The sequence below is a fragment of the Microbacterium gilvum genome, assembly GCF_039543865.1.
In the GTDB taxonomy this organism is placed as follows: Bacteria; Actinomycetota; Actinomycetes; order Actinomycetales; family Microbacteriaceae; genus Microbacterium; species Microbacterium gilvum.
The window spans coordinates 356,945-380,987 of the sequence record NZ_BAABKO010000001.1; the positions used below are offsets into that span (position 1 = coordinate 356,945).

Consider the following 24,043-nt stretch of genomic DNA (forward strand, 5'->3'; position numbering starts at 1 on the left):
GGGTGCGGACGCCCGGATGACGCCGCCGTCACATCCGCGAAACACGTCGTCCGCTCGTAGACTGGGAGGATGCGCATCGACATCGTCACGATCTTCCCGGCGTTCTTCGATGTGCTCGACGTCTCGCTCATCGGGAAGGCGCGCGAGCGCGGCCTCGTCGACATCCGCGTGCACGATCTGCGCGACGCGGCGCACGACCGGCACCGCACGGTCGACGACACGCCGTACGGCGGCGGCGCGGGGATGGTCATGAAGCCCGAGCCCTGGGGCGAGACCCTCGACACCGTGCTCGGCGACGACGCCGTCCTCCTCGTCCCGTCGCCCGCCGGCGAGCGCTTCACGCAGCGGATGGCCAGGGAGCTCGCCGAGGAGAGCCAGCTCGTCTTCGCGTGCGGGCGGTACGAGGGGATCGACCAGCGCGTCGTCGACCACTACGCCGCACGCGGGCGAGTGCGCCTCGTCAGCCTGGGGGACTACGTCCTGAACGGCGGCGAGGTCGCGGCGATGGCCGTCGTCGAGGCCGTGACGCGGCTCATCCCCGGCGTCGTCGGCAACCCGGAGAGCCTCGTCGAGGAGTCGCACGAGCTAGGGATGCTCGAGTACCCCATCTACACGAAGCCGGCCGTGTGGCGCGGCCTCGAGGTGCCGCCCGTGCTGCTGAGCGGCAATCACGGAGCGGTCGACGCGTGGCGTCGCGAGCAGAGCATCGAGCGGACGCGCCGCGTGCGCCCCGACCTCCTGCCAGAGGGGCTCTAGGAGCCCGGCCAGGACCGCGCGAGGCGCGACACGCGGTCGACGGCCGCCTCGACCTCCTCGAACGACCCCCCGCGCCGGCCGGCCGCGAGCCCCGCGAGGAAGGCGCTGAGAGGTGCGGCCGGCCGGGCGACGCCGTGCGCCACGTCGCGCGCGAGATCCAGGATGAGTGCGACGGAGACGTCCTCCCTGGGGAGGGAGAGCTCCGCGCACACGGCCTCCGTCCAGGCTTCGAGCGCCTCGGGCGGAAGCGTCCGCGGGGTGTCATCGGCCATCGTCGTCCTCCTCCGCCGGTCGGTCCGCGGCGCCGCGGGCCCGCTCGAGATCCTCCCAGGTGTCGACGTCGTCCACCAGCCCCGCCTCACGGGGCCGGACGACCGCGATGTCGAGGCCGTCGACGACATCGCGGAACCGGGCGCCCGCTCCGTCGTCCGGGAGCGACGCGACGCGACGGCGGAGCGCCGCCGCGTCGTAGAGGCCGAGGAGCCACTGGGGCCTGCCCGCGTCGTCCGCGAGGCACACGCCGTCGACCGGGGGATGGAGGGCGGCGATCCCGCGGAGGGCGGCGACGGCCTCCTCGGCCCGCGGCAGGTCGGCGGCGAGCACGAGGACGCTGTCGTCCGGGACCGCCGCGAGCCCGGCGGCCAGCGCCGCCACGGGACCCCCGTGCGGAGGATGCTCGCGCACCCACGTCGCGGCGGCGTCTGCACCCCCGCGTTCTGGCCCCACCACGACGAGCGGCCGGCACCACGCCGCGGCGGCGAGCGCGTGTGCGAGGAGCGCGCGGCCCCCGACCTCGAAGAGGGCCTTGTCGGCCCCGCCGACGCGTGTCGCCCGCCCTCCCGCGAGGACGATCGCGGCCGTCACGACGCCGGCGGCTGAGCGAGGGCGTCGCGGTAGCGCGCCACGGCGACCGCCGCCACCCGCGGGTCGGCGCCGAGCGGGCGCGAGACGACATCGGCGCCCGCGCCGGCGACGAGATTCGCGAAGTACCCCGGAGCGAGCACGTAGCTCGCCGCGATCACCCGGTGCGCGCCGTCGGCGCGCGCCTGCGCGACGGCGGCGGGGATGCGCGGCTCGGCACCCGCCGCGTAGGCGACCGTGACGGGGCAGGGGAGAAGGCGGCGGAGCCGGTCGGCCACGCCCTCGACGTCGGCGACGGCGGCAGGGTTGGTGGACCCCGCCGCGGCGAGGACGACGTGGTCGCCGGGGCGGCGCCCCGCGTCGACGGCCGGCGCCTCGTCGAGCCGCGATTCGAGCACGAGCGCGAGCAGATCGTGCGGGCCGAGCGCGCGGGTGCGGACGACATGCGGATACGGTGCGACGGCGTCCGCGACGTCGACATCGGTGTGGAAGCCCGTCGACAGCAGCAGGGGCACGACGACCGCCGGACCGTCCTCGGCGACGGAGGCGACGACATCCGCGACGGTCGGCTCCTCGACGTCGACGAACGCCTGCTCGACGCGCACGCCGGGCAGCTGGGCGCGGATGGCGTCGACGAGGTCGCGCACGACGGCACGTCCCTCGTCGAAGCGGGTGCCGTGCGAGCAGGCCACGAGCGTCGTCATTCCGGGTCCTCCACATCGAGACGGTAGCCGCGCTTGACGACCGTCTTGATGGCATCGGGCACCCCGAGCGCCTCGCGCAGACGCGCGACGGCCATCTCGACGGCGTGCGAGCTCTGGCTGGAGCGTGGGAGCGCATCCTGCAGCTGCGCGCGGGAGACGACGCCGCCGCGCGCGCGGAACAGCATGTCGAGCACCTCGATGCCGGTGCGCGAGAGCGGCACGAAGCGGCCGTCGATGACGGCGCCGCCCGATCGCAGCTCGAAGCGGCCCGCAGAGGTGTCGGCGTGCGGCGCTCCGCCCGCCCCGAAGTACGCCACGACCGACCGCACGAGGGAGCCGAGGCGCCCGCGCTCGGCGATGAGCGCGGGCAGACCCGCCTCGGTGAGCGGGCCGGCCGTGATCGGACCGACCGCGGCGAGGAGGAGACGCCCCGCGGCCGCGCGGGACCGGATGTCGTCGAGTGCGTCGGCGCGTGCCGCGGCGGCGACCCATTCGGCGGCGCCCGGCGCGGAGGTGAAGAGCACGGCGTCGATCTCGCCGTCTCCCGCCTGGAGCACGGAGCGCTCGACGACCTGCGGGTCGGGCGGCGGGCCCCATCGGTACACCGTGAGGCTCACGACGTCGGCGCCGTGGCCTCCGAACAGCTCGTCCAGGCCGTCGGCCCCCGAACCGTGGTGCTGCACGGCGATGCGCTTGCCGGCGACCCCCTGGGTGACGAGGTACTCGCCGAGCTCGGCCGAGGTCTCCGACTCGGCCACCCAGTCGGCGACGAACCCCGCCTGCTGGATGGCCCCGCGCGCCTTGGGTCCTCTCGCGACGAGCTGCGCGCCCGCGAGGGCTGCCGTCAGCTCGTCGGAGAGGTCGGCCTCGAACGCCGCTTCCATCCAGCCGCGGAAGCCGACTCCGGTCGTCGCGACGACGATGTCGGGCGGGTCGGCGATGAGCTCGCGCGTGCGCGCGATGAGCGCGAGGTCGTCGATATGGGACTCGATCGTGACAGCCGGCGCCTTGCGCACCTGCGCGCCGTGGCGCTCGAGTGCGGCGGCGAGCTCGCCCGCCCGCCGGTCGACGGCGATGACGATGGTGCAGCCGTCGAGTGCGGCGGAGAGGGGAGGTCGTGCGGTCACGTGGTCGTGTCACCTGCCAGCTCGGGGTCGGGGAGGAGGAGTCCCGCGCGGGCGACGTCGCCCACGACGATGACGGCGGGGTTCGAGACGCCGGCCGCGCGGGCGTCGGCGACCGCTCGCCCGAGCGTCGTGCGCGTGGTCCGCTGCTGCGGCGTGTGGCCGCTCTCGACGATGGCGACGGGACGGTCGGACGGCACGCCGTGCGCGAGCGCGGCGCTCATGATGCGCTCGAGCGCCGCCACGCCCATGAGGAACACCGTCGTGGAGCCGTCGTCGGCGAGTGCGGCGAGGGTGGCCTCGGTGACGGGCCCCTGGCCGTTCACGATGTGGAGCGCCGCGGCGACCCCCCGGTGGGTGACGGGGATGCCGGCGGCCTGCGGCACCGAGATGGCGCTGGAGGGACCGGGGACGACCTCGACCGGGACGCCGGCGGCGAGGCACGCCGCGACCTCCTCCCCGCCCCGGCCGAGGACGAACGGGTCTCCGCCCTTGAGGCGCACGACGCGCCGCCCGGCGAGCGCGTGCTCGACGAGCAGGCGGTTGATCTCCTCCTGCGGCACGGGGTGGTGTCCAGGGGCCTTGCCGACGTCGACGACGAGGACGTCGGGGTCGAGCTCGGGGAGGAGCGCTCGCGCGGGGCCCAGGCGGTCGGCGATGACGACGTCGGCCTCGGCGAGCAGGCGCCTGGCGCGCACGGTCATGAGGTCGACGGGGCCGGGCCCGCCGCCGACGAGGTCCACCCGTCCTCCTGCCGTCTCGCGTCCGCGGCGGAGCGGGAGGCGCCCGGAGGCGAGCTGGAGCCCGATGGCATCGCGCACGCGCGCCGTCCGACGCGGGTCGACCCCGGCATCCGACACGACGCCGACGACGACGTCGCCGAACCGCGTGTCCGCCGTGAGCCTCGCCGTGCCGTGGGCGCCATCCGAGGCGTTCACGCAGAGGGTGCGCGAGCGCTCGCACGCCGCTGCGACCTCGAGGTCGACGCGGGGGTCGCCCGTCGCGGTGTGCACGAGCCAGGCGCCCTCGACGTCTGCAAGCCGGAAGGTCCGGGGGAGCCAGGCGACGCCGTGGGCGGCGATGAGTGCGCCGACCTCGTCGGAGACCTCGGGCGCGACCACGCGGGGGCGGGCGCCGTCGTCGAGGAGACGGCGCAGGCGCCGAGCGGTCACGGCACCGCCGCCGACGAGCAGCACGTCGCGACCCTCGAGGGAGACGCCGAGCATCGTCGTCACAGCTCGCCCTCCCATCGGATGAAGACGTCGCCGTCGCTGACGGCCACGGGCCAGACGCGCAGGCTCTTCGGGTCCTTGCCCTGCGTGTCGAGGCAGGCGCCCGTGCGGAGATCGAACACCTGCTTGTACAGGGGCGACGCGACGGTGGGGGCGTCCTGACCCTGCTCGGGGTCCTGTCCGGTCTCGACGAATCGCCTGGTGCCGACGATACCGCGTGAGATGACGTTCGCGTCGCCGTACGGGTCGTAGTTCGACACGGCGTGGACGGTGCCCGTCGGCAGCAGGAAGAGCGCGATCTGCGTGCTGCCGAGGAGGGCGGCGCGCCCGCGCTCCACCTCCAGATCGGCGACGGCGCAGACGCGCACCCACGTGCGCGCCGCGGCGGCCGGTGCGGCTTCTGCGAGAGTCATCGACGGACCTCCAGCGTCGTGCCGGCGATGAGGACGGAGCCGCTCTCGCGCTCCTCCCTGCTCGCGGGGCGGATCTGCCCGCGCTCCGGCACGAAGGCGAGAGACGGATCGGGGGTGGTGGGGGCGTTCACGAACGACTGGAAGCGGCGCAGCTTCTCGGGGTCGGCGAGCGTGGCCGCCCACTCGTCCTCGTAGTTCTCCACGTGGGCCGCCATCGCCGCGTCGAGATCGGCGCAGATGCCGAGGGCGTCGTCGAAGATCACCTCGCGCAGTCCCTCGATGCCGCCCTCCAGCTCCGCGAACCAGGGCGCCGTGCGCTGCAGGCGATCCGCCGTGCGGATGTAGTACATGAAGAACCGGTCGATGGCGGTGATGAGCTCGTCGTCGTCGAGGCCCTCCGCGAGGAGCTCGGCGTGACGCGGGGTGAATCCGCCGTTGCCTCCGACGTACATGTTCCAGCCCGACTCGGTCGCGATGACGCCGACGTCCTTGCCTCGCGCCTCCGCGCACTCCCGTGCGCAGCCGGAGACGCCGAGCTTCAGCTTGTGCGGGGCGCGCAGCCCCCGGTAGCGCAGCTCGAGCGCGACGGCCATCCCGACCGAGTCGAGCACGCCGTACCGGCACCAGGTCGACCCGACGCACGACTTCACGGTGCGCAGGGACTTGCCGTACGCGTGACCGGATTCGAAGCCGGCGTCGATGAGGCGGCCCCAGATATCCGGCAGCTGCTCGAGCCGCGCCCCGAACATGTCGATCCGCTGGCCGCCCGTGATCTTCGTGTAGAGGCCGTAGTCGCGGGCGATCTCGCCCACGGCGATGAGCCCCTCGGGGGTGACCTCGCCCCCGGCCATGCGCGGCACGACGGAGTACGTGCCGTCCTTCTGCATGTTGGCCATGACGTGGTCGTTGGTGTCCTGCAGCGTCGCGTTCTCGCCGTCGAGCACGTGGGCGCCCACGAGGACCGAGAGGATGCTGGCGAGAGCGGGCTTGCAGATGTCGCAGCCGCGTCCCCGGCCGAAGCGGCCGATGACGGCGCTGAAGGTGGTCAGCCCCGAGACGCGCACGGCGTCGAACAGCTGGCGCCGCGACAGGTCGAAGTGCTCGCACAGCGCGTTCGACACCGTCTGGCCCATCTTGGCGAGCTCCTGGCCGACGATCTTCTTCACCGTGGTGAGGCAGGACCCGCAGGTCGCGCCCGCCTTCGTGCACGCCTTCACCTCGCCGGCGTCCGTGCAGCCGTCATCGTGCACGGCCGAGCGGATGCGGCCGGCGGTGATGCTCGAGCACGAGCAGATGATCGCCTCGTCGGGAAGCGCCCCGCCCGGAGCCTCGACGCCGCCCTCCGGAAGGAGGAAGGCCACGGGATCCGCGCCGAGCTCCCGGCCGAGGAGCGGACGGAGCGAGCCGTACGCGGAGGCGTCGCCGACGAGGATGCCGCCGAGGAGCGTCTTGGCGTCGTCCGACATGACGAGCTTCTTGTAGACCCCTGCGACGGGGTCGGCGTAGCTCACGTCGAGGGCGCCAGGCGTGCGGGCGAAGGCGTCTCCGAAGCTCGCGACGTCGACGCCGGACAGCTTGAGCTTGGTGGAGTCGTCGAACCCGGGGAACGTCGCGTCGCCCCCGAGGAGGCGCGTCGCCGCCACCTCGGCCATGGCGTAGCCGGGGGCGACGAGACCGATGCACTGGCCGTCGAAGCTCGCGACCTCGCCGATCGCAAGGACGGCGGGATCGGACGTGCGGCAGCGGTCGTCGATGACGACCCCGCCGCGCGGGTGAGACGAGATCCCGGCCTCGCGGGCGAGCTCGTCGCGTGGGCGCACTCCGACCGTGAACACGACGACGTCGGCGGCCACGTAGGAGCCGTCCTGGAACTCGAGGCCCGCGACATGGCCGGTGCGGTCGGGGTCCAGGCGCGTCGTCCGAGACTCCGTCAGCACCTCGATCCCCTTCGACTCGATGAGCCGCCGGAGGGCGTTGCCGCCCGCGAGGTCGAGCTGCGCGGACATGAGCCGGTCGGACGACTGCACCACGGTGCACGACACGTCCAGGCCCTGCAGGGCGCCGGCCGCCTCGAGTCCGAGGAGGCCGCCGCCGATCACCTTGCCGACGAGCGGACGGCCGAGCTGAGCCGACCGTGCGGCGACGAACGCGCGCATGCGCTCGACGTCGTCGATCGTGCGGTAGACGAAGCAGCCGGGGAGCCCCGCGCCGTCGACGGCCACCTTCGCCGCGTAGGAGCCGGTCGCGAGCACGAGCGTGTCGTACGGGAGCGTCCGGCGGCTGCGCGTCGTGACGGTGCGCGCGCCCCGGTCGATGCGGATGACGGGATCGGCCGCGACGAACTCGACGCGCTCGTCGGCGAGGACGGAGCGGTCGAGGGTCAGCTCGTCGGGCGTGACACCGGAGAAGAACGAGGTGAGTCCCACCCGGTCGTAGGGGAGCCGGTTCTCCTCGCCGACGACCGTGACGCGCCACGGGTCCCCTGTCCGTGTGAGCAGGCTCTCGACGAAGCGGTGGGCGACCATCCCCGCTCCCACGACGACGAGACGCTGCGCGGTGTTCTGTGCATCGGTCACGGGTGCTCCTCGGTTCGGCGATCACGGCGGATGTCGTGTCACGAACGTAGGAGCGCGGTGTTACCGGGCGTCTCGGGGTTCCGTTACCCCGAGCGAACATCTCCCTCACATCGCGCGGTCCGCGATGTGAGGGACGGCGTCAGGACAGGTGGGACCGATCGGTGAGGACGACCGGGCCGTCGGCGGTGATGGCGACCGTGTGCTCGCTGTGCGCCCCGCGCGAGCCGTCGACGCTGCGGAGCGTCCATCCGTCGGGGTCCGTCACGAGCTCGTCGGTCGACTGTAGGAACCACGGCTCGATGGCGATGACGAGGCCCGGCTTCAGCGGGAAGCCGCGTCCGGCGCGGCCGTCGTTCGGCACGTGCGGGTCGCCGTGCATGATGCGCCCCACCCCGTGGCCGCCGAAGTCCGTGTTGATGCCGAGGCCGTCGGCACGCGCCACGTCGCCGATCGCGGCCGAGATGTCGCCGATGCGATTGCCCACGACGGCCGCCCGGATGGCCGCATCGAGGGCGCGCTCGGTGGTGTCGATGAGGGCGAGGTCCTCATCGCGCGGCGTGCCCACGACGAACGAGACGGCGGAGTCGGCGACCCAGCCGTCGACGGAGACGGCGAAGTCGAGCGTGACGAGGTCGCCGTCGCGCAGGTCGTAGTCGAAGGGCAGGCCGTGCAGCACGGCGTCGTTGATCGACGTGCAGATGACCTTGCCGAACGGGCTGGCGCCGAACGACGGGTGGTAGTCGATGTAGCAGGACTCGGCCCCGGCGCGGCGGATGAGCTCGTGCGCCCGGCGGTCGATCGCCAGCAGGTTCGTGCCGACGCGCGTGTCGTGGCGCAGTGAATGGAGCGTCTCGGCGACGAAGGCGCCCGCCGCGCGCATCTGGTCGATCTCGGCCGGTGTGCGCAGTTCGATCATGGAGTGTCCTCTCGCTCGACCTCCTATTCTCCCCGACGGCGGGCGCCGGTTCGTCGAACGCGGTCGGCCGTGGCAGAATGGTCAGCTGTGCCGTGGTGGGCGCGCCCGTCGGCGCCGCCCGTTTCGCGCTCTGCCGCAGGGGAGCCGAAGGTCCGCATCCGGACCTCACCGCACGGGCGATACCCCTATTTTCAGAGGCGGTCGGCCTGCGGCGGTCGCAGGAAGAGATCCGTCATGAACATTCTCGACGCCGTCGACGCGGCATCGCTGCGCTCGGACGTCCCCGCGTTCGGCCCCGGCGACACCGTCAAGGTCCACGTGAACATCATCGAGGGCAGCCGCTCCCGTATCCAGGTGTTCCAGGGCGTCGTCATCCGCCGCCAGGGCGCGGGTGTCCGCGAGACCTTCACGGTCCGCAAGATCAGCTTCCAGGTGGGCGTCGAGCGCACGTTCCCCGTGCACTCGCCCGTGATCGACCACATCGAGGTCGTCACGCGCGGCGACGTCCGCCGCGCGAAGCTGTACTACCTGCGCGAGCTGCGCGGCAAGAAGGCGAAGATCAAGGAGAAGCGCGAGAAGGCCTGAGTCTCCGCGCGACCCCGCAGACACCCCGTGCCGATCGGCACGGGGTGTCTGCGTCCGTATGAGAACCTGGGACGACGTCGGATCGCCGACGGCGCGGACGCGAAGGACCCCATGACGAGCGACACCCCCACGGCCGAGCAGCCCGCGACCCGACGACGGGGGCTCCTGGTCTTCCTCCGCGACGTCGCGGTGATCGTCGTCGTCGCGCTCGTCGTCTCCTTCCTCATCAAGACGTTCCTCGTGCGGTCGTTCTACATCCCGTCGGGATCGATGGAGGACACCCTCCAGATCCAGGACCGCATCCTCGTGGACGAGCTCACACCGCTGTGGACGGGCTACGAGCGCGGCGACATCGTCGTGTTCCAGGACCCGGGCGGATGGCTGCGCACGCAGCCGCAGGAGGCGCCGCAGTCGCCGTTCATGGAGACCGTCGACGGCGTGCTCACGCTCGTCGGCCTCTCGGCCGGCGACTCAGACGACCATCTCGTCAAGCGCATCATCGGACTCCCGGGCGACCACGTCGTGTGCTGCAACGCGATCGGACAGATCACGATCAACGGGGCCCCCGTCGACGAGCTCGGCTACCTGAAGCTGCCGGAGGGGGACACGGCGGCGTCCAACGAGCCGTTCGACGTCGTCGTCCCCGAGGACTCGCTGTGGGTCATGGGCGACAACCGCGACAACTCGATGGACTCGCGGTTCAACACCGACCAGCCCGGAGACGGCTTCGTGCCGATCGACAACGTCGTCGGGCGAGTGTTCCTCCTGACCTGGCCGTTCGACCGCTTCGGCCTCGTCGACGAGCGCCACGACGTCTTCCGCGGCATCCCCGATCCGGAGGACGGCGCGGCGAGCGCGACCGCCGTCACGGGCGCGGCCGGATGACCGTCGCGCTCCCCACTGTCGCGCGCGAGCTGGCGCTGCTCGACGGCGCGCCGTACGTCGTCGCGCTCGACGAGGTCGGACGCGGCGCCCTCGCGGGGCCCGTCGCCCTGGGGGCGGCTGTCGTCGACGCCGACGTCCTCGCGACGGACGTGCCGGACGGGCTGCGCGACTCCAAGCTCGTCGCGGAGCGGCGCCGGCCCGACGTGGCACTGCGGGCGGGGGCATGGGTGCGGGCGAACGCGGTCGGATGGGCCACGGCGGGGGAGGTGGACGAGCTGGGCATCATGCGCGCACTCGGACTCGCCGCATCCCGCGCCCTCGCGGCCGTCGCCGAGGCGGGCTGGGCGGCGGGTGAGGGCGTCGTGCTGCTCGACGGCAACCACGACTACATCAGCCCCGTCGCGGGTGCGCTCGACGTGCGCACGGTCGTGAAGGGCGACCGCGACTGCGCGAGCCTCGCCGCGGCATCCGTCATCGCGAAGGTCGCGCGAGACGGCCTCATGGCCGAGCTGCACGACGAGCACCCCGCCTACGCATGGGCCAGCAACAAGGGGTATGCGAGCGTCGAGCACCGCGCGGCCATCCGCGCCCACGGCCTCACCGCGCACCACCGGCGCTCGTGGGCGATCGCCGACGCGCCCGCCCTGTTCTGACGCGGCTCGGCGGGTGCGGGCGAGCGCCTAGGATGGAGGCACCATGGATGACGATGTCTTCGAGGACTACGACCGAGAGCTGGAACTGGCGCTGTTCCGCGAGTACCGCGACGTGGTCTCGCAGTTCCAGTTCGTGATCGAGACCGAGCGCCGGTTCTACCTCGCCAACGAGGTCGACGTCGTCCGACACGACACCGACACCGACTTCTACTTCGAGCTGTCGATGAAGGACGTCTGGGTGTGGGACATCTACCGCTCCGACCGCTTCGTGAAGTCGGTGCGCGTGCTGACGTTCAAGGACGTCAACATCGAGGAGCTCTCGCGCAGCGACTTCTCCATCCCCGAGGACCTCACGCTCGACGGGAAGTAGCCCGTCCTCCCGTCCCCAGGGGCGGATGACGGCGCGTCCTCTCCACCGGCCCGCCGCGGGCCGCTCCCCGGCGCTGCGCGGGCGGCCAAGCTGGCGGCATGGCACGGAAGGACGACCTCGGGCGCGCGGGCGAGGAGCGCGCGGCGCAGCACCTCGCGGCCATCGGCTACGAGGTGCTCGACAGGAACTGGCGCTGCCGTGCGGGCGAGATCGACATCGTCGCGCGTCGCGGCGCGCGCCTCGCGGTCGTCGAGGTGAAGACGCGCACGCGCACGGCCCACGGCCATCCGTTCGAGGCCGTCGACGCTCGCAAGCTGCGTCGGCTGTGGGTGCTGGCGGTCGCCTGGATGCGCGCGCACCCCGAGCTGGCATCGGGGTGCGACCTGCGCATCGACGCCGTCGGGATCGTGGGGCCCGACCCCGCGACGGGCGCGCTCGAGCACCTCGAGGACCTGCGATGACCGTCGCGCGCACGTGGGCCGTCGCGCTCACGGGCCTCGCGGGCGAGGTCGTCGAGGTCGAGGCCGACGTCACGGAGCACCAGCCGGAGTTCCGTATCATCGGGCTGCCCGACAAGGCGCTCGGCGAGGCGGTCCGGCGCGTCGCGAACGCGTGCGAGAACAGCGGCCTGGCGCTGCCGTACCGCCGCCTGACGGTGAACCTCTCTCCCGCGGGACTGCCCAAGCAGGGGACCGGGTTCGACCTCGCCGTCGCGGTCGCGGCGCTCGCGGCCGACGGCCGCCTCGATGCGGCGAGCGTGCGCGGGGTCGTGCACCTCGGCGAGCTGGGACTCGACGGGCGCGTGCGGCCCGTCCCCGGTGTCCTGCCCGCAGTCCGCGCCGCCGTGGCGCGCGGGCGGTCGCGCGTGGTCGTGCCCTGGGCGAATCGCGTGGAGGCCGAGCTCGTCGCCGGGGCGGAGGTGCGTGCAGCGGTCTCTCTCGCGGAGGTCGCACGGTGGCACGGCGCCGAGATCGACGTGGCCGAGGTGACCCCCGTCGCGGCCTCGGTCGCCACGCCGACCGAGGCGGACGACGGCGATCTCGCCGACGTCGTGGGCCAGCAGGGCGCCGTCGACGCCCTCGTCGTCGCCGCGGCGGGAGGGCACCATGTGCTGATGTCGGGGCCGCCGGGCGCGGGCAAGACGATGCTGGCGCGGCGCCTCGCGGGCATCCTCCCCCTGCTCGACGACGAGGCGGCCCTCGAGGTCGCCTCCCTCCGCTCCCTCGCGGGCGAACCCGTCATGTCGCTCGACCGCAGACCGCCGTTTGAGGCACCCCACCACTCCGCGTCGACGGCGGCGCTCGTGGGCGGCGGGTCGCGCACGGTACGGCCGGGGGCGGTCGCACGGGCGAGCCGCGGCGTGCTCTTCCTCGACGAGGCGACCGAGGCGTCGTCGTCGATGCTCGACGCGCTGCGGCAGCCGCTCGAGGAGGGGCGCGTCGAGATCCACCGCGCCGGCTTCCTCGCGCGCTTCCCCGCGCGGTTCCAGCTCGTGCTCGCGATGAACCCGTGCCCCTGCGGCGAGTACGGGGTGCGCGGCGGAGCGTGCGCCTGCGCGCCCAGCGTCATCCGCCGGTACGCGCAACGGCTCTCCGGCCCGCTGCTCGACCGGATCGACATCGATCTGCGCCTCGAACGCGTCGCATCGGCGAGCGCGGCGGAGGGCGCGACGACATCTGCCGCCGCCCGTGCGGCGGTGTCGGCCGCGCGCGAGCGCTCCGCGCGGCGGCTCGCGGGCACGCCGTGGCGCATCAACGCGGAAGTGCCCGGCTCCTGGCTGCGCCGCGGTCCCGGCGCGCCCGAACCGGGTTCCGTCCGGGCGCTCGACGCCGCGCTGCAGCGCGGTCTGCTGACTCTCCGCGGCTACGATCGCGTGCTGCGGCTCGCGTGGACGCTCGCCGACCTGGCGGGCGCGGATCGCCCCGACGAGGCCGATGTGGGGCGCGCGCTGTTCCTCCGGAAGGGGATGGCGGCATGATCCTTTCGGAGCGCCGCGTGCGGAGCGCCGCGGCGCGGGTGCAGGGCGCGACCGGCGACGAGCAGCTCGCGCGGCTCATCTGGTCGGTCGTCGTCGAGCCGGGCGACGGCGTCGCGGGTGCCCTCGTCGCGGCCTTCGGCGCGGAGGAGGCGCTGCGGCTCGCGGAGGAGGGACTCGCAGACCCCGCCGTGGTGCGAGCCGGACTCGACGGCCGCTCGATCGCCGCCGCACGGGCCCGCTGGGAGCCGCGCCTCGACGGCGCGCTCGCGACCGCGGCGGCAGTGCGAGCGGCGAAGGCGGGACTCGTCCTGCGCACGCCGGGTGACGACGACTGGCCGTCGCAGCTCGACGATCTCGGGCCCCACGCTCCGCTCGCCCTGTGGGTGCGCGGGGAGCCGGACGCGCTGGGCCTGCTCGATGCCGATCGCACGTGGTCGGCGGCGATCGTCGGCGCGCGGGCGGCGACGCCCTACGGGGAGCACGTCGCCGCCGAGCTCGCCGCCGAGCTGTCGGCGGAGGGAGTCGCGATCGTCTCGGGGGCGGCGTACGGCATCGACGGTGCGGCGCACCGCGCCGCCCTGGGCGCGGGCGGGCTCACGGTCGCCGTCGTCGCGGGCGGCGCCGACCTCGTCTACCCCGCCGGTCACGCGCGTCTGTTCGCCGAGATCGCGCGGGCGGGCGCCGTGGTCAGTGAGACGCCGCCCGGCACGACGCCCACGAAATGGCGGTTCCTGGCGAGGAACAGGCTCATCGCCGCTCTCGGGGGAGCGACCGTCGTCGTGGAGGCGGGCGCGCGCAGCGGCACCCTCAACACCGCGGGGCATGCCGCGTCGCTCGGCCGCCCGCTCGGCGCGGTGCCGGGACCCATCACGAGCACGACCTCGTCGGGGTGCCACCGTCTGCTGCGCGAGTTCGACGCGCAGTGCATCACGGGCGCGGGCGATGTGCTCGAGATGCTCGGTGCGGGGCCGCGGACGGTCACTCGACCGGCCGATCCCTCACCCGAGGAGGTGCGCGTGCGCGACGCGCTCGCATCGCGCGGTGCACGCGCCCTCGACGAGATCGTCCGCCGCAGCGGTCTCGCTCCGCGCGACGCCCAGGCGGCTCTCGGCCTCCTCGAGCTGGCCGGAACGGTGCGACGTGCGGAGGGCGGCTGGCTCCTCGCGTGACGCCTCCAGGGACCGCCCGCCGACGGCCGGTCGGCCGCATCGGCGCTGCGCGCGTGACCGCATTGCGACGCGCATCCTCGACGTCGACCGCGGTCGCGCGCTCGTCGTCGGCGCGGCGCGGCGCGGGGAGGGAGGGCACAGCGCGCGCCATGATCGAGGCATGGAGCTCGTGCATGCGATCGATGCCTTCGCCCGGCATCTCTCGTCGGTGCGCCGCCTGTCGCCCGCCACGGTGCGCGCCTACCGCGCCGACCTCGCCGATCTCGCGGCGTCGATTGCCCATCCCGACGTCGAGCATCCCGATCTCGAGCGTCCCGATCTCGAGCGTTCCGGCGTCGACATCGCCGACGTCGACCTCGAAGCGCTCCGCGACTGGCTCTGGCGGGCCCGTCAGCGCGGTGACGCGCGCGCCACGATCGCGCGTCGCACGTCGTCGGCTCGCGCGCTCTTCCGGTGGGCGCTCGAGCACGGACTCGTGGCGGCGGACCCGTCGCTCCGGCTGGCGACCCCCAAGCGCATGAGGCCGCTGCCGCGTGTCGCCACGGCGGACGCGCTCTCGGGTCTGCTCGAGCGGATGGCCGTGGCCGCGGCGGACGGGGATCCGGTCGCCCTTCGAGATCATGCCGCTCTCGAGCTGCTCTACGGCGCGGGCATCCGCGTCTCCGAGCTGTGCGGAATGGACGTCGACGATATCGACCGCGATCGCGGAACGGTGCGCGTGCTCGGCAAGGGCTCCAAGGAGCGCGTCGTGCCGATCGGTGCGCCCGCCCGCGATGCCGTCGCGGCGTACCTCGTCCGCGGCCGTCCTGCCCTGGCCGCGCGTGCGGATGCGGCGACCGCCGCGCTGCTCCTCGGTGTGCGCGGCGCGCGGTGGGGGGTCCGCTCGGTGTACGCCCTCGTGGCGCGGGAGGTCGCTCCGCTGATCGGGGCGGAGACCGCGGGACCGCACGCGCTGCGGCACTCCGCCGCGACGCACCTCCTCGACGGGGGCGCCGATCTGCGCGCCGTCCAGGAGATCCTCGGGCACGCGAGCCTCGGCACGACGCAGATCTACACGCACGTGTCCTCCGAGCGGCTCGCCGCGGCCTACCGTCTCGCGCACCCTCGCGCGTGACCTGCCACTGACGCCTGTCCCCGACACGATGCGGCTGTGCGGTACCCGGGATCGGGGGAGGGCGCGTCACCCGCAGCACGGCAGCAGCACGGCGCGCGGGACGCCGTCGAGAAGGAGGAGCGGGTTGATGTACTCGCCGTGCAGACGCACGCCGAAGTGCACGGCACCTGCCGGCGTGTGCCCGCCCGTCGCGAGGGTGCCCACCTGGTCTCCGCGGGCGACGGGGTCGCCCGCGGAGACCAGGGGCTCCACGGGCTCGAGCGTCGTCACGAGGCCGTCGCCGTGGTCGATCGTCAGCAGCGGGCGTCCGGCGACCGATCCCGCGAACGCGACGACGCCCGAGGCGGGAGCGAGGATCGGCCCCGCATCGGCCGCGAGATCGACGCCGCGGTGACCGGGTCCGTAGCGATGCGGCGGCGCCTCGAAGGGCGCCACGATGCGCACGTCCTGCGACACGGGCCACGACCACTGCTCGGCCGTGTCGATCGCGACGGGCTCCGCAGCACGCGCAGGCGCGGCGCCGGGAGAGCCGGCCGCCACGCAGGCGAGCGCGAGCAGGCCGAGGGCGAGGATCGCGGCGAGTCTTCTCATGGGGCCAGGCTCCCGCCGAGCCCGGCGTCGCCGGGGCGTTCCGCCGTCGCTGTGGAGAGGACGCGCCGTCCCTCGCGGTCTGTGCACGGCTCGACCCGGCGGCGGCTGGTATGCTGAGCCTGCATCCCGAATCGGGATGACTACGCGCGCCCAGAGCGGATCGTCTCCGACGAACCGCGGCGCATCTCCCCACGGTCCCTCTCGCGAGGGCGGGAGTGCGCCGGGCGCCAGGCTCGCCGATCAGCCGGTCGGCGGAATCAACCGCACGGCGCGCACGCGCCCAGAACCAGGAGACACGACCATGGCAGTCGTCACCATCCGCCAGCTGCTCGACAGCGGCGTCCACTTCGGCCACCAGACCCGCCGGTGGAACCCGAAGGTCAAGCGCTTCATCCTCACGGAGCGCAGCGGCATCCACATCATCGACCTCCAGCAGTCGCTCGGCTACATCGACAAGGCCTACGACTTCGTCAAGGAGACGGTCGCCCGCGGCGGCACCATCCTCTTCGTCGGCACGAAGAAGCAGGCTCAGGAGGTGCTCGCCGAGCAGGCGACGCGCGTCGGCCAGCCCTACGTCAACGAGCGCTGGCTCGGCGGCCTCCTCACCAACTTCTCGACGGTGTCGAAGCGTCTCGCGCGCATGAAGGAGCTCGAGGAGCTCGACTTCACCGACCCCGCCGGCACGGGCTTCACCAAGAAGGAGCTCCTCCTCAAGCGCCGCGAGCTCGACAAGCTCCACAAGTCGCTGGGCGGCATCCGCAACCTCACGAAGACGCCCTCGGCCCTCTGGGTCGTCGACGCCAAGCGCGAGCACCTCGCGATCGACGAGGCCAAGAAGCTCGGCATCCCCGTCATCGGCATCCTCGACACCAACGTCGACCCCGACGACCTCCAGTTCCCGATCCCGGGCAACGACGACGCGATCCGCTCGGTCTCGCTGCTGACGCGCATCATCGCCGACGCCGCCGCCGAGGGCCTGCAGCAGAAGCACAACCCCGAGGGCGACGCCGAGCCGCTCGCCGAGTGGGAGCGCGAGCTGCTCGAGACGCCGGCCGAGGAGACCGAGGCTCCGGCCGCCGAGGCGCCCGCCGCCGACGAGGCACCGGCAGCCGAGGCTCCGGCCGAGGCCGCAGCGGAGTAACGCTCCCGGAGGCGGGCCCCCATCAGGGGCCCGCCTCCGCTCTGATCCACCCCGTTCCACCACGAACAAGGAGAGCCAGCACTCATGGCCAACTTCACCATCGCCGACATCAAGGCGCTGCGCGAGCAGCTCGGCACGGGCATGGTCGACACCAAGAAGGCGCTCGAGGAGGCCGACGGCGACGTCGAGAAGGCCGTCGAGATCCTGCGCCTCAAGGGCGCCAAGGGCAACGCGAAGCGCGCCGACCGTGCGACCAGCGAGGGCCTCGTCGTCGCCCGCGAGCAGGGCGGCTCCGCCACGCTCCTCGAGCTCGCGTGCGAGACCGACTTCGTCGCGAAGAACGACCGCTTCATCGCGCTCGCCGACAAGGTGGCGGACGCCGCAGCCGCCGTCGGCGCCGACTCGGTCGAGGCGGCCCTGGCCGCCCCCGCAGGCGACCAGACCGTCGAGCAGCTCATCTCGGACGAGGCCGCCATCATCGGCGAGAAGGTCGAGCTCCGCCGCGTGCGCACCCTCTCGGGCGACGCGTTCCAGGTGTACCTGCACCGCACGAGCAAGGACCTGCCCCCGCAGGTCGGCGTCGTCGTGGCGTACTCGGGCGACGACGCGGAGACGGCTCGCAGCATCGCTCAGCACATCTCGTTCGCGAACCCGTCGTACCTCACGCGCGACGAGGTCCCGGCCGAGGACGTCGAGAAGGAGCGCGAGATCGTCACGGAGATCTCCCGCAACGAGGGCAAGCCGGAGGCGGCGCTGCCCAAGATCGTCGAGGGCCGCGTGAACGCGTTCTTCAAGCAGGTCGCACTGCTCGACCAGGACTACGCGAAGGACAACAAGCTGTCCGTCGCCAAGGTCGCTCAGGACGCCGGCATCACCGTGACGGGCTTCGCCCGCTTCAAGGTCGGCGCGTAACGACGTGACACGAGGGGGCTCGGATCCGCGGATCCGAGCCCCCTCGTCGCGCCACGGCGCGATGCGCGAGGCGCACAGGGGGCTGCCGCCTGGAACCGGTAGCGTGTATCGGCGACGAGAGGAACGAGTGTGAGCGAAACGACGAAGCGGCGCGTGCTGCTGAAGCTGTCGGGCGAGGCCTTCGGCGGAGGGCAGCTCGGGGTCAACCCCGACGTCGTCAGCCAGATCGCGAAGGAGATCGCCGAGGCGTCGCAGGACGTGGAGATCGCCGTCGTCGTCGGAGGGGGCAACTTCTTCCGCGGCGCCGAGCTCTCCAAGAGCGGGATGGACCGCGCACGCGCCGACTACATGGGCATGCTCGGCACGGTCATGAACGCCCTCGCGCTGCAGGACTTCCTCGAGCAGGCCGGTGCAGCGACGCGCGTGCAGTCGGCCATCGAGATGCGCCAGGTCGCCGAGCCCTACATCCCGCGTCGCGCAGAGCGCCACCTCGAGAAGGGCCGCGTCGTCATCTTCGGCGCCGGCGCCGGGCTGCCCTACTTCTCCACCGACACCGTCGCCGCGCAGCGCGCGCTCGAGGTCGGCGCCACCGAGGTGCTCGTCGCCAAGAACGGCGTCGACGGCGTCTACACGGCCGACCCCCGCCTCGACGCCACGGCGACGAAGCTCGAGCACGTGACGTACTCCGACGCCCTCGTGCGCGGGCTCAAGGTCGTGGACGCGACGGCCTTCAGCCTCTGCATGGACAACGGCATGAACATGCGCGTGTTCGGCATGGAGCCGGGCGGCAACGTCACGGCGGCGCTGCGCGGCGACGCCATCGGCACGCTCGTCACGGCGTGACGCACCGGGGCGCCGCGCCCCTCCCCGTAGACTTGATGCAGCACCACCGACGAATGGAGTCACCGTGATCGCGGACGTTCTTGCCGATGCCACCACCCGGATGGACAGGGCCGTGGAGGCGGCGAAGGAGGACTTCGCCACCGTGCGCACGGGCCGGGCCAACCCCCAGCTGTTCCAGCGGCTCCTCGTCGACTACTACGGCACGCCCACGCCCCTCCAGCAGCTCGCGTCGCTCGCGAACCCCGAGGCGCGCACGCTCATCGTGACGCCCTACGACAAGTCGGCGCTCAAGGCGATCGAGGACGCCATCCGCGAGATGCCGAACCTCGGAGCGAACCCCACGAACGACGGCACGCTCGTGCGCATCACGATGCCCGAGCTGACGCAGGAGCGCCGCAAGGAGTTCGTCAAGCTCGTCCGCACGAAGGGCGAGGACGCGAAGGTCCGCCTCCGCGGCATCCGGCGCCAGATCAAGGACGACCTCGACGCTCTCCGCGACGAGGTCGGCGAGGACGACATCGTCCGCGGCGAGAAGGAGCTGGACGCGCTGACCAAGGCGCACGTCGACAAGATCGACGAGGCGCTCAAGCACAAAGAGGCCGAGCTCCTCGAGGTCTGAGTCCAGGATGACGGACGATCCGGGATCGGAGGACGCGCCCGCGGGCGGACCCCGGCACGAGCAGGGGTCATTCCAGGAGCGCGTGAACGCCGCGCGCGACGAGTTCGAGAACCAGGTCGCGCATGCGCGCGAGCAGTTCGAGGAGCGCAACGAGCGCATCAAGGAGCGCACGGGCCGCGACCTGCTGTCGGCCATCCTCGTGGGTGTCGCGGCCGGTGCCGTGGTGCTCGTGTCGCTTCTCGTCGCGAAGTGGCTGTTCACGGGCGTGGCGCTGCTCGTCTCGGTGCTCGGCGTGCACGAGCTGTGGCGGGCGTTCCGGGCGGCGGGACGCCGCGTCGATCTCGCACCGCAGCTCGTCGCCGTCGCACTGCTGCTGGCGTCGGGCGTCGCGGCCGACCTGTGGCTGCACTGGGTCGCCCTGTTCGCCTCGATGGCGTTCATCGTCGTCTGGCGCATGCTCGCCCAGATGGCCGCGCAGGATGGCCGTGCCCCGCGCGAGATCGTCGCCGACGGGCTCGTGGGCGCGTTCATCCCGCTGTACGTGCCGTTCCTCGCGAGCCTCGCGCTCGTCCTGCTCCGCGAGGAGAGGGGCGAATGGTGGATCCTCGCGTTCCTCGTGGTCGTCGTCGTCTCGGACACGGCCGCGTACGCCGCGGGCCTCGCGTTCGGACGCCATCCGATGGCGCCGCGCGTGAGCCCGAAGAAGACCTGGGAGGGCTTCGCGGGCGCCGCGGCGGGCGCCCTCCTCGCCGGCGCGCTGCTCGGGACGTTCATGCTGGGCATCCCGTGGTGGGCGGGGCTCGTCTTCGGCGCGGTCATCCTCCTCACCGCGACCGCGGGCGACCTCGGCGAGTCGCTCATCAAGCGCGACCTCGGCATCAAGGACATGTCATCGGCCCTCCCTGGCCACGGGGGAGTGCTCGACCGGCTCGACAGCATGCTGCCGTCGGCCGTCGCGGCGCTCGCCCTGCACTTCCTCCTCTCACCCCTGGCGGTACTGTGACCGACTCCTCCGCACCCACCCCGTTCCCGCTCGTGACCGGACGGCAGAAGGGGTACGAGCGCTCTGCCGTGGACGCGTTCCTCGCTGCGGCCCGCGAGGCCTTCGAGCAGGGAGCGGAGCACGTCGACGCCGAGGTCGTCAGGGCGGCGGCGTTCCCCCTCGTCCGCGGGGGATACGCCGTGATGCCGGTGGATGCCGCGCTCGCGCGCATCGAGGACGCCTTCGCGGCGCGCGAACGAGAGCGCGCCATCCGCGAACAGGGTGCGGCCGCGTGGGTGGATGCGGCGCGGCGCGACGCGCAGGACGTCCTCGACCGGCTGCGCAGGCCGGAGGGCGAGCGATTCGACCGCGTCGGGCTCCTCCGGTTCGGGTACGCGCGTGCGGAGGTCGACCTCGTCGCCGACCGCATCGCCGCGTACCTCGCCGACGGCGCGGCGCTCACGCCCGAGCAGGTGCGTCAGACCGCCTTCCGGATGGCGCGCAACGGCTACCGGGAGGAGCAGGTGGACGCCGTGCTCGATGCCGTCGTGGGGGTCATGCTCGCCGTGCGGTGACGCCGTCGGGGCGCGGGCGCATGTCACATTCGCATAACACGCGCTACGATGAGAGCACTGTGACTTCCGGACCCGAGCAGACCCGAGCCCTCACGCGCCGCGAGGCGCGCGCGATCGCGAGCCAGCACGCCGCGCTGCTGCAGACGGCGACGCCGAAGCCCACGAGACGCCGCAGGGCCATGTCGCTGTTCGCGGCGCTCTGCGCCTTCGGCCTCCTCGGCGGAACGCTCGTGACCACGGGAGCGTCGATGGCGCAGGCCGAGCAGGAGGCTCCCGTCTCCGCCTTCGCCTCCGCGGCCGACGAGGCGCAGACCTTCATCGCGGCCGCCGACCTCGCCCACGCCGGCAGCCTCGACTTCGGGAGCTACGCCGTCTACGTGAAGCCGACCCCGACTCCGACCCCCACGCCGCAGGTGGCGGAGGCGGGTTCGGGCGACTCCGGCGGGTCCGATTCGGGCGACACGGGCTGGACGGCGCCGTTCGTCGCCCCCGACCCCGGCACGGCGCAGGCGATCGCCTACGACGCCGTCGTCGCGCGCGGATGGGACGACAACGAGTTCGCCTGCCTGGTCGCGCTCTGGAACCGGGAGTCGGGCTGGAACGCGAGCGCGTACAACCCCTCCAGCGGCGCGTACGGGATCCCTCAGGCCCTCCCCGGCGACAAGATGGCCGCCAACGGCGCGGACTGGCAGACGAACCCGGCCACGCAGATCGCGTGGGGGCTCGACTACATCAGCGGGCGCTACGGCACGCCGTGCGGCGCATGGGGGCACTCCGAGTCGGTCGGCTGGTACTGACCCGTGCCGCGGTCGAACCGCCGGCGCCGCGACGACGGGCCCGACGCATCGATCGAGCGCCTCATCGCCGGATGGCGCCGCACCGAGACGCGGCGTGGCCGCGAATGGTCGGTGCAGCCCATGCCGTCGGGGCGCTCGGAGAAGACCTACACGTGCCCCGGCTGCGGCGGCGTGATCGCGACTGGCGTCGCGCACGTCGTCGTCTGGCGCGAGGACGGCGTGCTCGGTGCGCGCTCCGATCTCGCCGACCGCCGGCACTGGCACACGCGCTGCTGGCAGCTGTCCTGACCCGACGAGGAGACCCATGGAGATCCGCGGAGCCGCCCTGCTCCCCGCCCGACGCGAGGACGTCGAGCTCACCACGTCCGATGGGCTGACGCTCGTCGGCGAGCTCGCCCTCCCGGAGGCGCGCCCTCCCGTCGCGACGCTCGTGACGCTGCACCCGCTGCCGACAGCCGGCGGGTTCATGGACTCCCACATCATCCGGAAGGCCGCGGCGCGGCTGCCAGCGCTCGCCGATCTCGCGGTCCTCCGCTTCAACACGCGCGGGACGAGCTCGCCGCGGGGCACGAGCGAGGGGGCGTTCGGCGACGGCATCGCGGAGGCCGCCGACGTGGCGGCCGCGATGGACCTCGTCGCGCAACGCGGGCTGCCTCGTCCGTGGCTCGTGGGATGGTCCTTCGGGACCGAGCTCATCCTGAAGCACGGTCGGGCGCATGGCGCGGAGGGGTTCATCCTCCTCTCGCCGCCCCTGCACCGTGCGGGCGACGACGACCTGCGGGCCTGGCGGGGCGACGAGCGGCCCCTCGTGGCGCTCATCCCCGAGTTCGACGACTATCTGCGGCCGGCGGAGGCCGCCGAGCGGTTCGCGTCCGTCCCTCACATCCGCCTCGTCGACGTCGAGGGCGGAAAGCACCTGTGGGTGGGGGAGAAGCAGACCGCCCGCGTCCTCTCCGAGATCGTCGCCGCCGTGAACCCCTCGGCGCTCCCGCTCCCGACCGAGTGGCCGCCCGCCTGATCAGCGGGCGTTCATCCGCGGGATGAGCACCTGCCGGTAGATGATGAGGATGCTCGCCGCGACCGGGATCGCGATGAGCGCGCCGAGCAGGCCGAGGAGCGCTCCGCCCGCGAGCGCGGCGACGACGACGACGCCGCCCGGCACCGAGACCGCACGGCTCATGATGCGCGGCGACAGCACGTACGCCTCGATCTGCATGTAGACGAGGTAGTAGACGGCCGCGATGATCGCCGTCGTAGGCGACCCGAGCCCCGGGATGAGGCATGTCAGCGCGATCACGGTCGAGCCCGAGATGGTGCCGACGAGCGGGATCATGGAGCCCAGGAAGGCGACGACGGCGAGGACCGCGGGGTAGGGGGCGTCGATGATCGTCAGGAACACGGCGCTCAGCACGCCGTTGATCGCGGCGAGGGTGATCTGCCCCATGACGTAGTAGCCGACCGAGTCCGTGATCTGCTCGGCGATGTTCGTGAAGCCGGTGCGCTTGGACGCGGGCACGACGCGGTACAGCGCCGACTTGAGCGACGGGGTGGACGCGGTGAGGTAGATCGTGAGCACGAGCACGATGAAGGCCCCGAACAGGCCCTGCGCCACGCTCAGGGTCAGGCCGACGACGCCCTCGCTGATGGTGTCGATGTTGTCCGTCAGCCATCCGTTGACGAAGTCCAGCACGTCGTCGATCTGCAGCGTGGGGAATGTCGCGAGCGACCACTCCCGGATGTCGTCGATGAACGTCCCGCGGTTGACGATGTAGGTGATCTGCCGGACGAGCTGGCCGATCTGCTCGACGAGCACGGGAACGATGATGAGCACGATGCCCGTGACGAGGCCGAGCACGGCGAGGATCGCGATCGTCACGGCGAGCCAGCGCGCCAGCCCGCGGCGCTCCAGCCATGACACGACGGGATCCAGGCCGAGCGAGATGAACAGCGCCGTGCCGACGTACAGCAGGATGGTCGACAGCGACTGCAGGCCCTGGATGAGCATGATGCCCAGGCCGACGCCCAGCGTCGCCACGAGGGCGAGCCGGAACGGGTTGTGGATCTTCATGCAGCCCCTTCTCATCCGCGCGGATCTGCCTCGCGCGACCTCCCGACAGGATAGGACGAACGCCGTGACGTGCCGGCCACGACCTGCTGGCGGGCGGTTTCCAGGTCGATTCGCTAACGTGGGGCCGTCGTGTTGTCGAGACCCGTCGCGCCCTGGCGCGGGTCGGCGAGGAGTCATTT

28 protein-coding genes are annotated in these 24,043 nt (G+C 72.9%); 18 read left to right on the top strand and 10 right to left on the bottom strand.

Annotated features, from left to right (window positions below; all coding sequences use genetic code 11):
• Positions 1-69: 69 nt before the first annotated feature.
• Entirely contained in the window at positions 70-756 is a 687-nt protein-coding gene (gene trmD / locus ABD998_RS01845) for a tRNA (guanosine(37)-N1)-methyltransferase TrmD (protein ID WP_345435346.1), read from the top strand.
• On the opposite strand, the gene ABD998_RS01850 is transcribed toward trmD, so the two are convergent.
• The 8 genes from ABD998_RS01850 to map all read right to left on the bottom strand — a co-directional run bounded on the left by ABD998_RS01850 (position 753) and on the right by map (position 8,582).
• Positions 753-1,028 carry a DUF6457 domain-containing protein gene (locus ABD998_RS01850; RefSeq protein WP_345435348.1) on the bottom strand — a complete coding sequence of 92 codons (276 nt, stop codon included), beginning with the start codon at positions 1,026-1,028 and terminating at the stop codon, positions 753-755. The two genes, trmD and ABD998_RS01850, sit on opposite strands and share 4 nt — an antisense overlap.
• Positions 1,018-1,620, bottom strand: a complete 603-nt coding sequence (gene mobA / locus ABD998_RS01855; RefSeq protein ID WP_345435350.1) for a molybdenum cofactor guanylyltransferase — start codon at positions 1,618-1,620, stop codon at positions 1,018-1,020. The genes ABD998_RS01850 and mobA overlap by 11 nt, the downstream gene beginning before the upstream one ends.
• On the bottom strand, positions 1,617-2,321 hold the full coding sequence (locus ABD998_RS01860) for a sirohydrochlorin chelatase (protein ID WP_345435352.1): 705 nt from the start codon (positions 2,319-2,321) through the stop codon (positions 1,617-1,619). Before ABD998_RS01860 ends, mobA begins: the two co-directional genes overlap by 4 nt.
• A complete protein-coding gene (locus ABD998_RS01865) occupies positions 2,318-3,448 on the bottom strand; it encodes a uroporphyrinogen-III synthase (RefSeq protein ID WP_345435354.1) in 1,131 nt (376 codons plus the stop codon). The genes ABD998_RS01860 and ABD998_RS01865 overlap by 4 nt, the downstream gene beginning before the upstream one ends.
• Positions 3,445-4,671 (bottom strand): uroporphyrinogen-III C-methyltransferase, encoded by a 1,227-nt coding sequence (gene cobA, locus ABD998_RS01870; protein ID WP_345436891.1) that lies wholly within the window; start codon positions 4,669-4,671, stop codon positions 3,445-3,447. Before cobA ends, ABD998_RS01865 begins: the two co-directional genes overlap by 4 nt.
• 5 nt (positions 4,672-4,676) lie before the next feature.
• Positions 4,677-5,090 carry a nitrite reductase small subunit NirD gene (nirD, locus tag ABD998_RS01875; RefSeq protein ID WP_345435356.1) on the bottom strand — a complete coding sequence of 138 codons (414 nt, stop codon included), beginning with the start codon at positions 5,088-5,090 and terminating at the stop codon, positions 4,677-4,679.
• The gene (gene nirB / locus ABD998_RS01880) at positions 5,087-7,666 is read right to left on the bottom strand and encodes a nitrite reductase large subunit NirB (protein WP_425562926.1); all 2,580 of its coding nucleotides are present in this window, start codon (positions 7,664-7,666) and stop codon (positions 5,087-5,089) included. The genes nirD and nirB overlap by 4 nt, the downstream gene beginning before the upstream one ends.
• Positions 7,667-7,805: 139 nt before the next feature.
• Positions 7,806-8,582 carry a type I methionyl aminopeptidase gene (map, locus tag ABD998_RS01885; protein ID WP_345435359.1) on the bottom strand — a complete coding sequence of 259 codons (777 nt, stop codon included), beginning with the start codon at positions 8,580-8,582 and terminating at the stop codon, positions 7,806-7,808.
• 234 nt (positions 8,583-8,816) lie between these two features.
• Between map and rplS the strand changes: the two genes are divergently transcribed.
• The 8 genes from rplS to ABD998_RS01925 all read left to right on the top strand — a co-directional run bounded on the left by rplS (position 8,817) and on the right by ABD998_RS01925 (position 15,336).
• Positions 8,817-9,167, top strand: a complete 351-nt coding sequence (gene rplS, locus ABD998_RS01890; RefSeq protein ID WP_345435362.1) for a 50S ribosomal protein L19 — start codon at positions 8,817-8,819, stop codon at positions 9,165-9,167.
• Between the two features lie 111 nt (positions 9,168-9,278).
• Positions 9,279-10,052 carry a signal peptidase I gene (gene lepB / locus ABD998_RS01895; protein WP_345435364.1) on the top strand — a complete coding sequence of 258 codons (774 nt, stop codon included), beginning with the start codon at positions 9,279-9,281 and terminating at the stop codon, positions 10,050-10,052.
• The gene (locus ABD998_RS01900) at positions 10,049-10,705 is read left to right on the top strand and encodes a ribonuclease HII (protein WP_345435366.1); all 657 of its coding nucleotides are present in this window, start codon (positions 10,049-10,051) and stop codon (positions 10,703-10,705) included. Before lepB ends, ABD998_RS01900 begins: the two co-directional genes overlap by 4 nt.
• 43 nt (positions 10,706-10,748) lie before the next feature.
• Entirely contained in the window at positions 10,749-11,075 is a 327-nt protein-coding gene (locus tag ABD998_RS01905; RefSeq protein WP_345435369.1) for a DUF2469 family protein, read from the top strand.
• A gap of 98 nt (positions 11,076-11,173) precedes the next feature.
• Positions 11,174-11,536, top strand: coding sequence for a YraN family protein (locus tag ABD998_RS01910; protein ID WP_345435371.1), 363 nt, complete (start codon positions 11,174-11,176; stop codon positions 11,534-11,536).
• Positions 11,533-13,053: a YifB family Mg chelatase-like AAA ATPase gene (locus tag ABD998_RS01915; protein WP_345435373.1), complete on the top strand. Its 1,521-nt coding sequence runs from the start codon at positions 11,533-11,535 to the stop codon at positions 13,051-13,053. The genes ABD998_RS01910 and ABD998_RS01915 overlap by 4 nt, the downstream gene beginning before the upstream one ends.
• Positions 13,050-14,222, top strand: coding sequence for a DNA-processing protein DprA (gene dprA / locus ABD998_RS01920; RefSeq protein ID WP_345435375.1), 1,173 nt, complete (start codon positions 13,050-13,052; stop codon positions 14,220-14,222). Before ABD998_RS01915 ends, dprA begins: the two co-directional genes overlap by 4 nt.
• A gap of 160 nt (positions 14,223-14,382) precedes the next feature.
• Positions 14,383-15,336, top strand: coding sequence for a tyrosine recombinase XerC (locus ABD998_RS01925; RefSeq protein WP_345435377.1), 954 nt, complete (start codon positions 14,383-14,385; stop codon positions 15,334-15,336).
• A gap of 66 nt (positions 15,337-15,402) precedes the next feature.
• Here ABD998_RS01925 and ABD998_RS01930 read toward each other — a convergent pair whose 3' ends face one another.
• Positions 15,403-15,927 (bottom strand): murein hydrolase activator EnvC family protein, encoded by a 525-nt coding sequence (locus tag ABD998_RS01930; protein WP_345435379.1) that lies wholly within the window; start codon positions 15,925-15,927, stop codon positions 15,403-15,405.
• A 301-nt stretch (positions 15,928-16,228) separates the two neighbouring features.
• Between ABD998_RS01930 and rpsB the strand changes: the two genes are divergently transcribed.
• The 9 genes from rpsB (at position 16,229) to ABD998_RS01975 (ending at position 22,814) form a co-directional block, all read left to right on the top strand.
• Positions 16,229-17,068 (top strand): 30S ribosomal protein S2, encoded by an 840-nt coding sequence (gene rpsB, locus ABD998_RS01935; protein WP_345435381.1) that lies wholly within the window; start codon positions 16,229-16,231, stop codon positions 17,066-17,068.
• An 84-nt stretch (positions 17,069-17,152) separates the two neighbouring features.
• A complete protein-coding gene (gene tsf, locus ABD998_RS01940) occupies positions 17,153-17,980 on the top strand; it encodes a translation elongation factor Ts (protein ID WP_345435383.1) in 828 nt (275 codons plus the stop codon).
• Between the two features lie 129 nt (positions 17,981-18,109).
• Positions 18,110-18,823, top strand: coding sequence for a UMP kinase (pyrH, locus tag ABD998_RS01945; RefSeq protein ID WP_345435385.1), 714 nt, complete (start codon positions 18,110-18,112; stop codon positions 18,821-18,823).
• Between the two features lie 64 nt (positions 18,824-18,887).
• Positions 18,888-19,442, top strand: a complete 555-nt coding sequence (gene frr / locus ABD998_RS01950; protein ID WP_345435387.1) for a ribosome recycling factor — start codon at positions 18,888-18,890, stop codon at positions 19,440-19,442.
• Positions 19,443-19,449: 7 nt separating this feature from the next.
• Positions 19,450-20,445 (top strand): phosphatidate cytidylyltransferase, encoded by a 996-nt coding sequence (locus tag ABD998_RS01955; RefSeq protein ID WP_345435389.1) that lies wholly within the window; start codon positions 19,450-19,452, stop codon positions 20,443-20,445.
• Positions 20,442-20,999 (top strand): DivIVA domain-containing protein, encoded by a 558-nt coding sequence (locus ABD998_RS01960; RefSeq protein ID WP_345435391.1) that lies wholly within the window; start codon positions 20,442-20,444, stop codon positions 20,997-20,999. The genes ABD998_RS01955 and ABD998_RS01960 overlap by 4 nt, the downstream gene beginning before the upstream one ends.
• Positions 21,000-21,058: 59 nt before the next feature.
• Positions 21,059-21,796 carry an aggregation-promoting factor C-terminal-like domain-containing protein gene (locus ABD998_RS01965; RefSeq protein ID WP_345435393.1) on the top strand — a complete coding sequence of 246 codons (738 nt, stop codon included), beginning with the start codon at positions 21,059-21,061 and terminating at the stop codon, positions 21,794-21,796.
• A gap of 3 nt (positions 21,797-21,799) precedes the next feature.
• Positions 21,800-22,084, top strand: coding sequence for a hypothetical protein (locus tag ABD998_RS01970; RefSeq protein WP_345435395.1), 285 nt, complete (start codon positions 21,800-21,802; stop codon positions 22,082-22,084).
• A 16-nt stretch (positions 22,085-22,100) separates the two neighbouring features.
• The gene (locus ABD998_RS01975; RefSeq protein ID WP_345435397.1) at positions 22,101-22,814 is read left to right on the top strand and encodes an alpha/beta hydrolase; all 714 of its coding nucleotides are present in this window, start codon (positions 22,101-22,103) and stop codon (positions 22,812-22,814) included.
• On the opposite strand, the gene ABD998_RS01980 is transcribed toward ABD998_RS01975, so the two are convergent.
• Positions 22,815-23,864 (bottom strand): AI-2E family transporter, encoded by a 1,050-nt coding sequence (locus ABD998_RS01980; protein WP_345435399.1) that lies wholly within the window; start codon positions 23,862-23,864, stop codon positions 22,815-22,817.
• Positions 23,865-24,043: the final 179 nt, after the last annotated feature.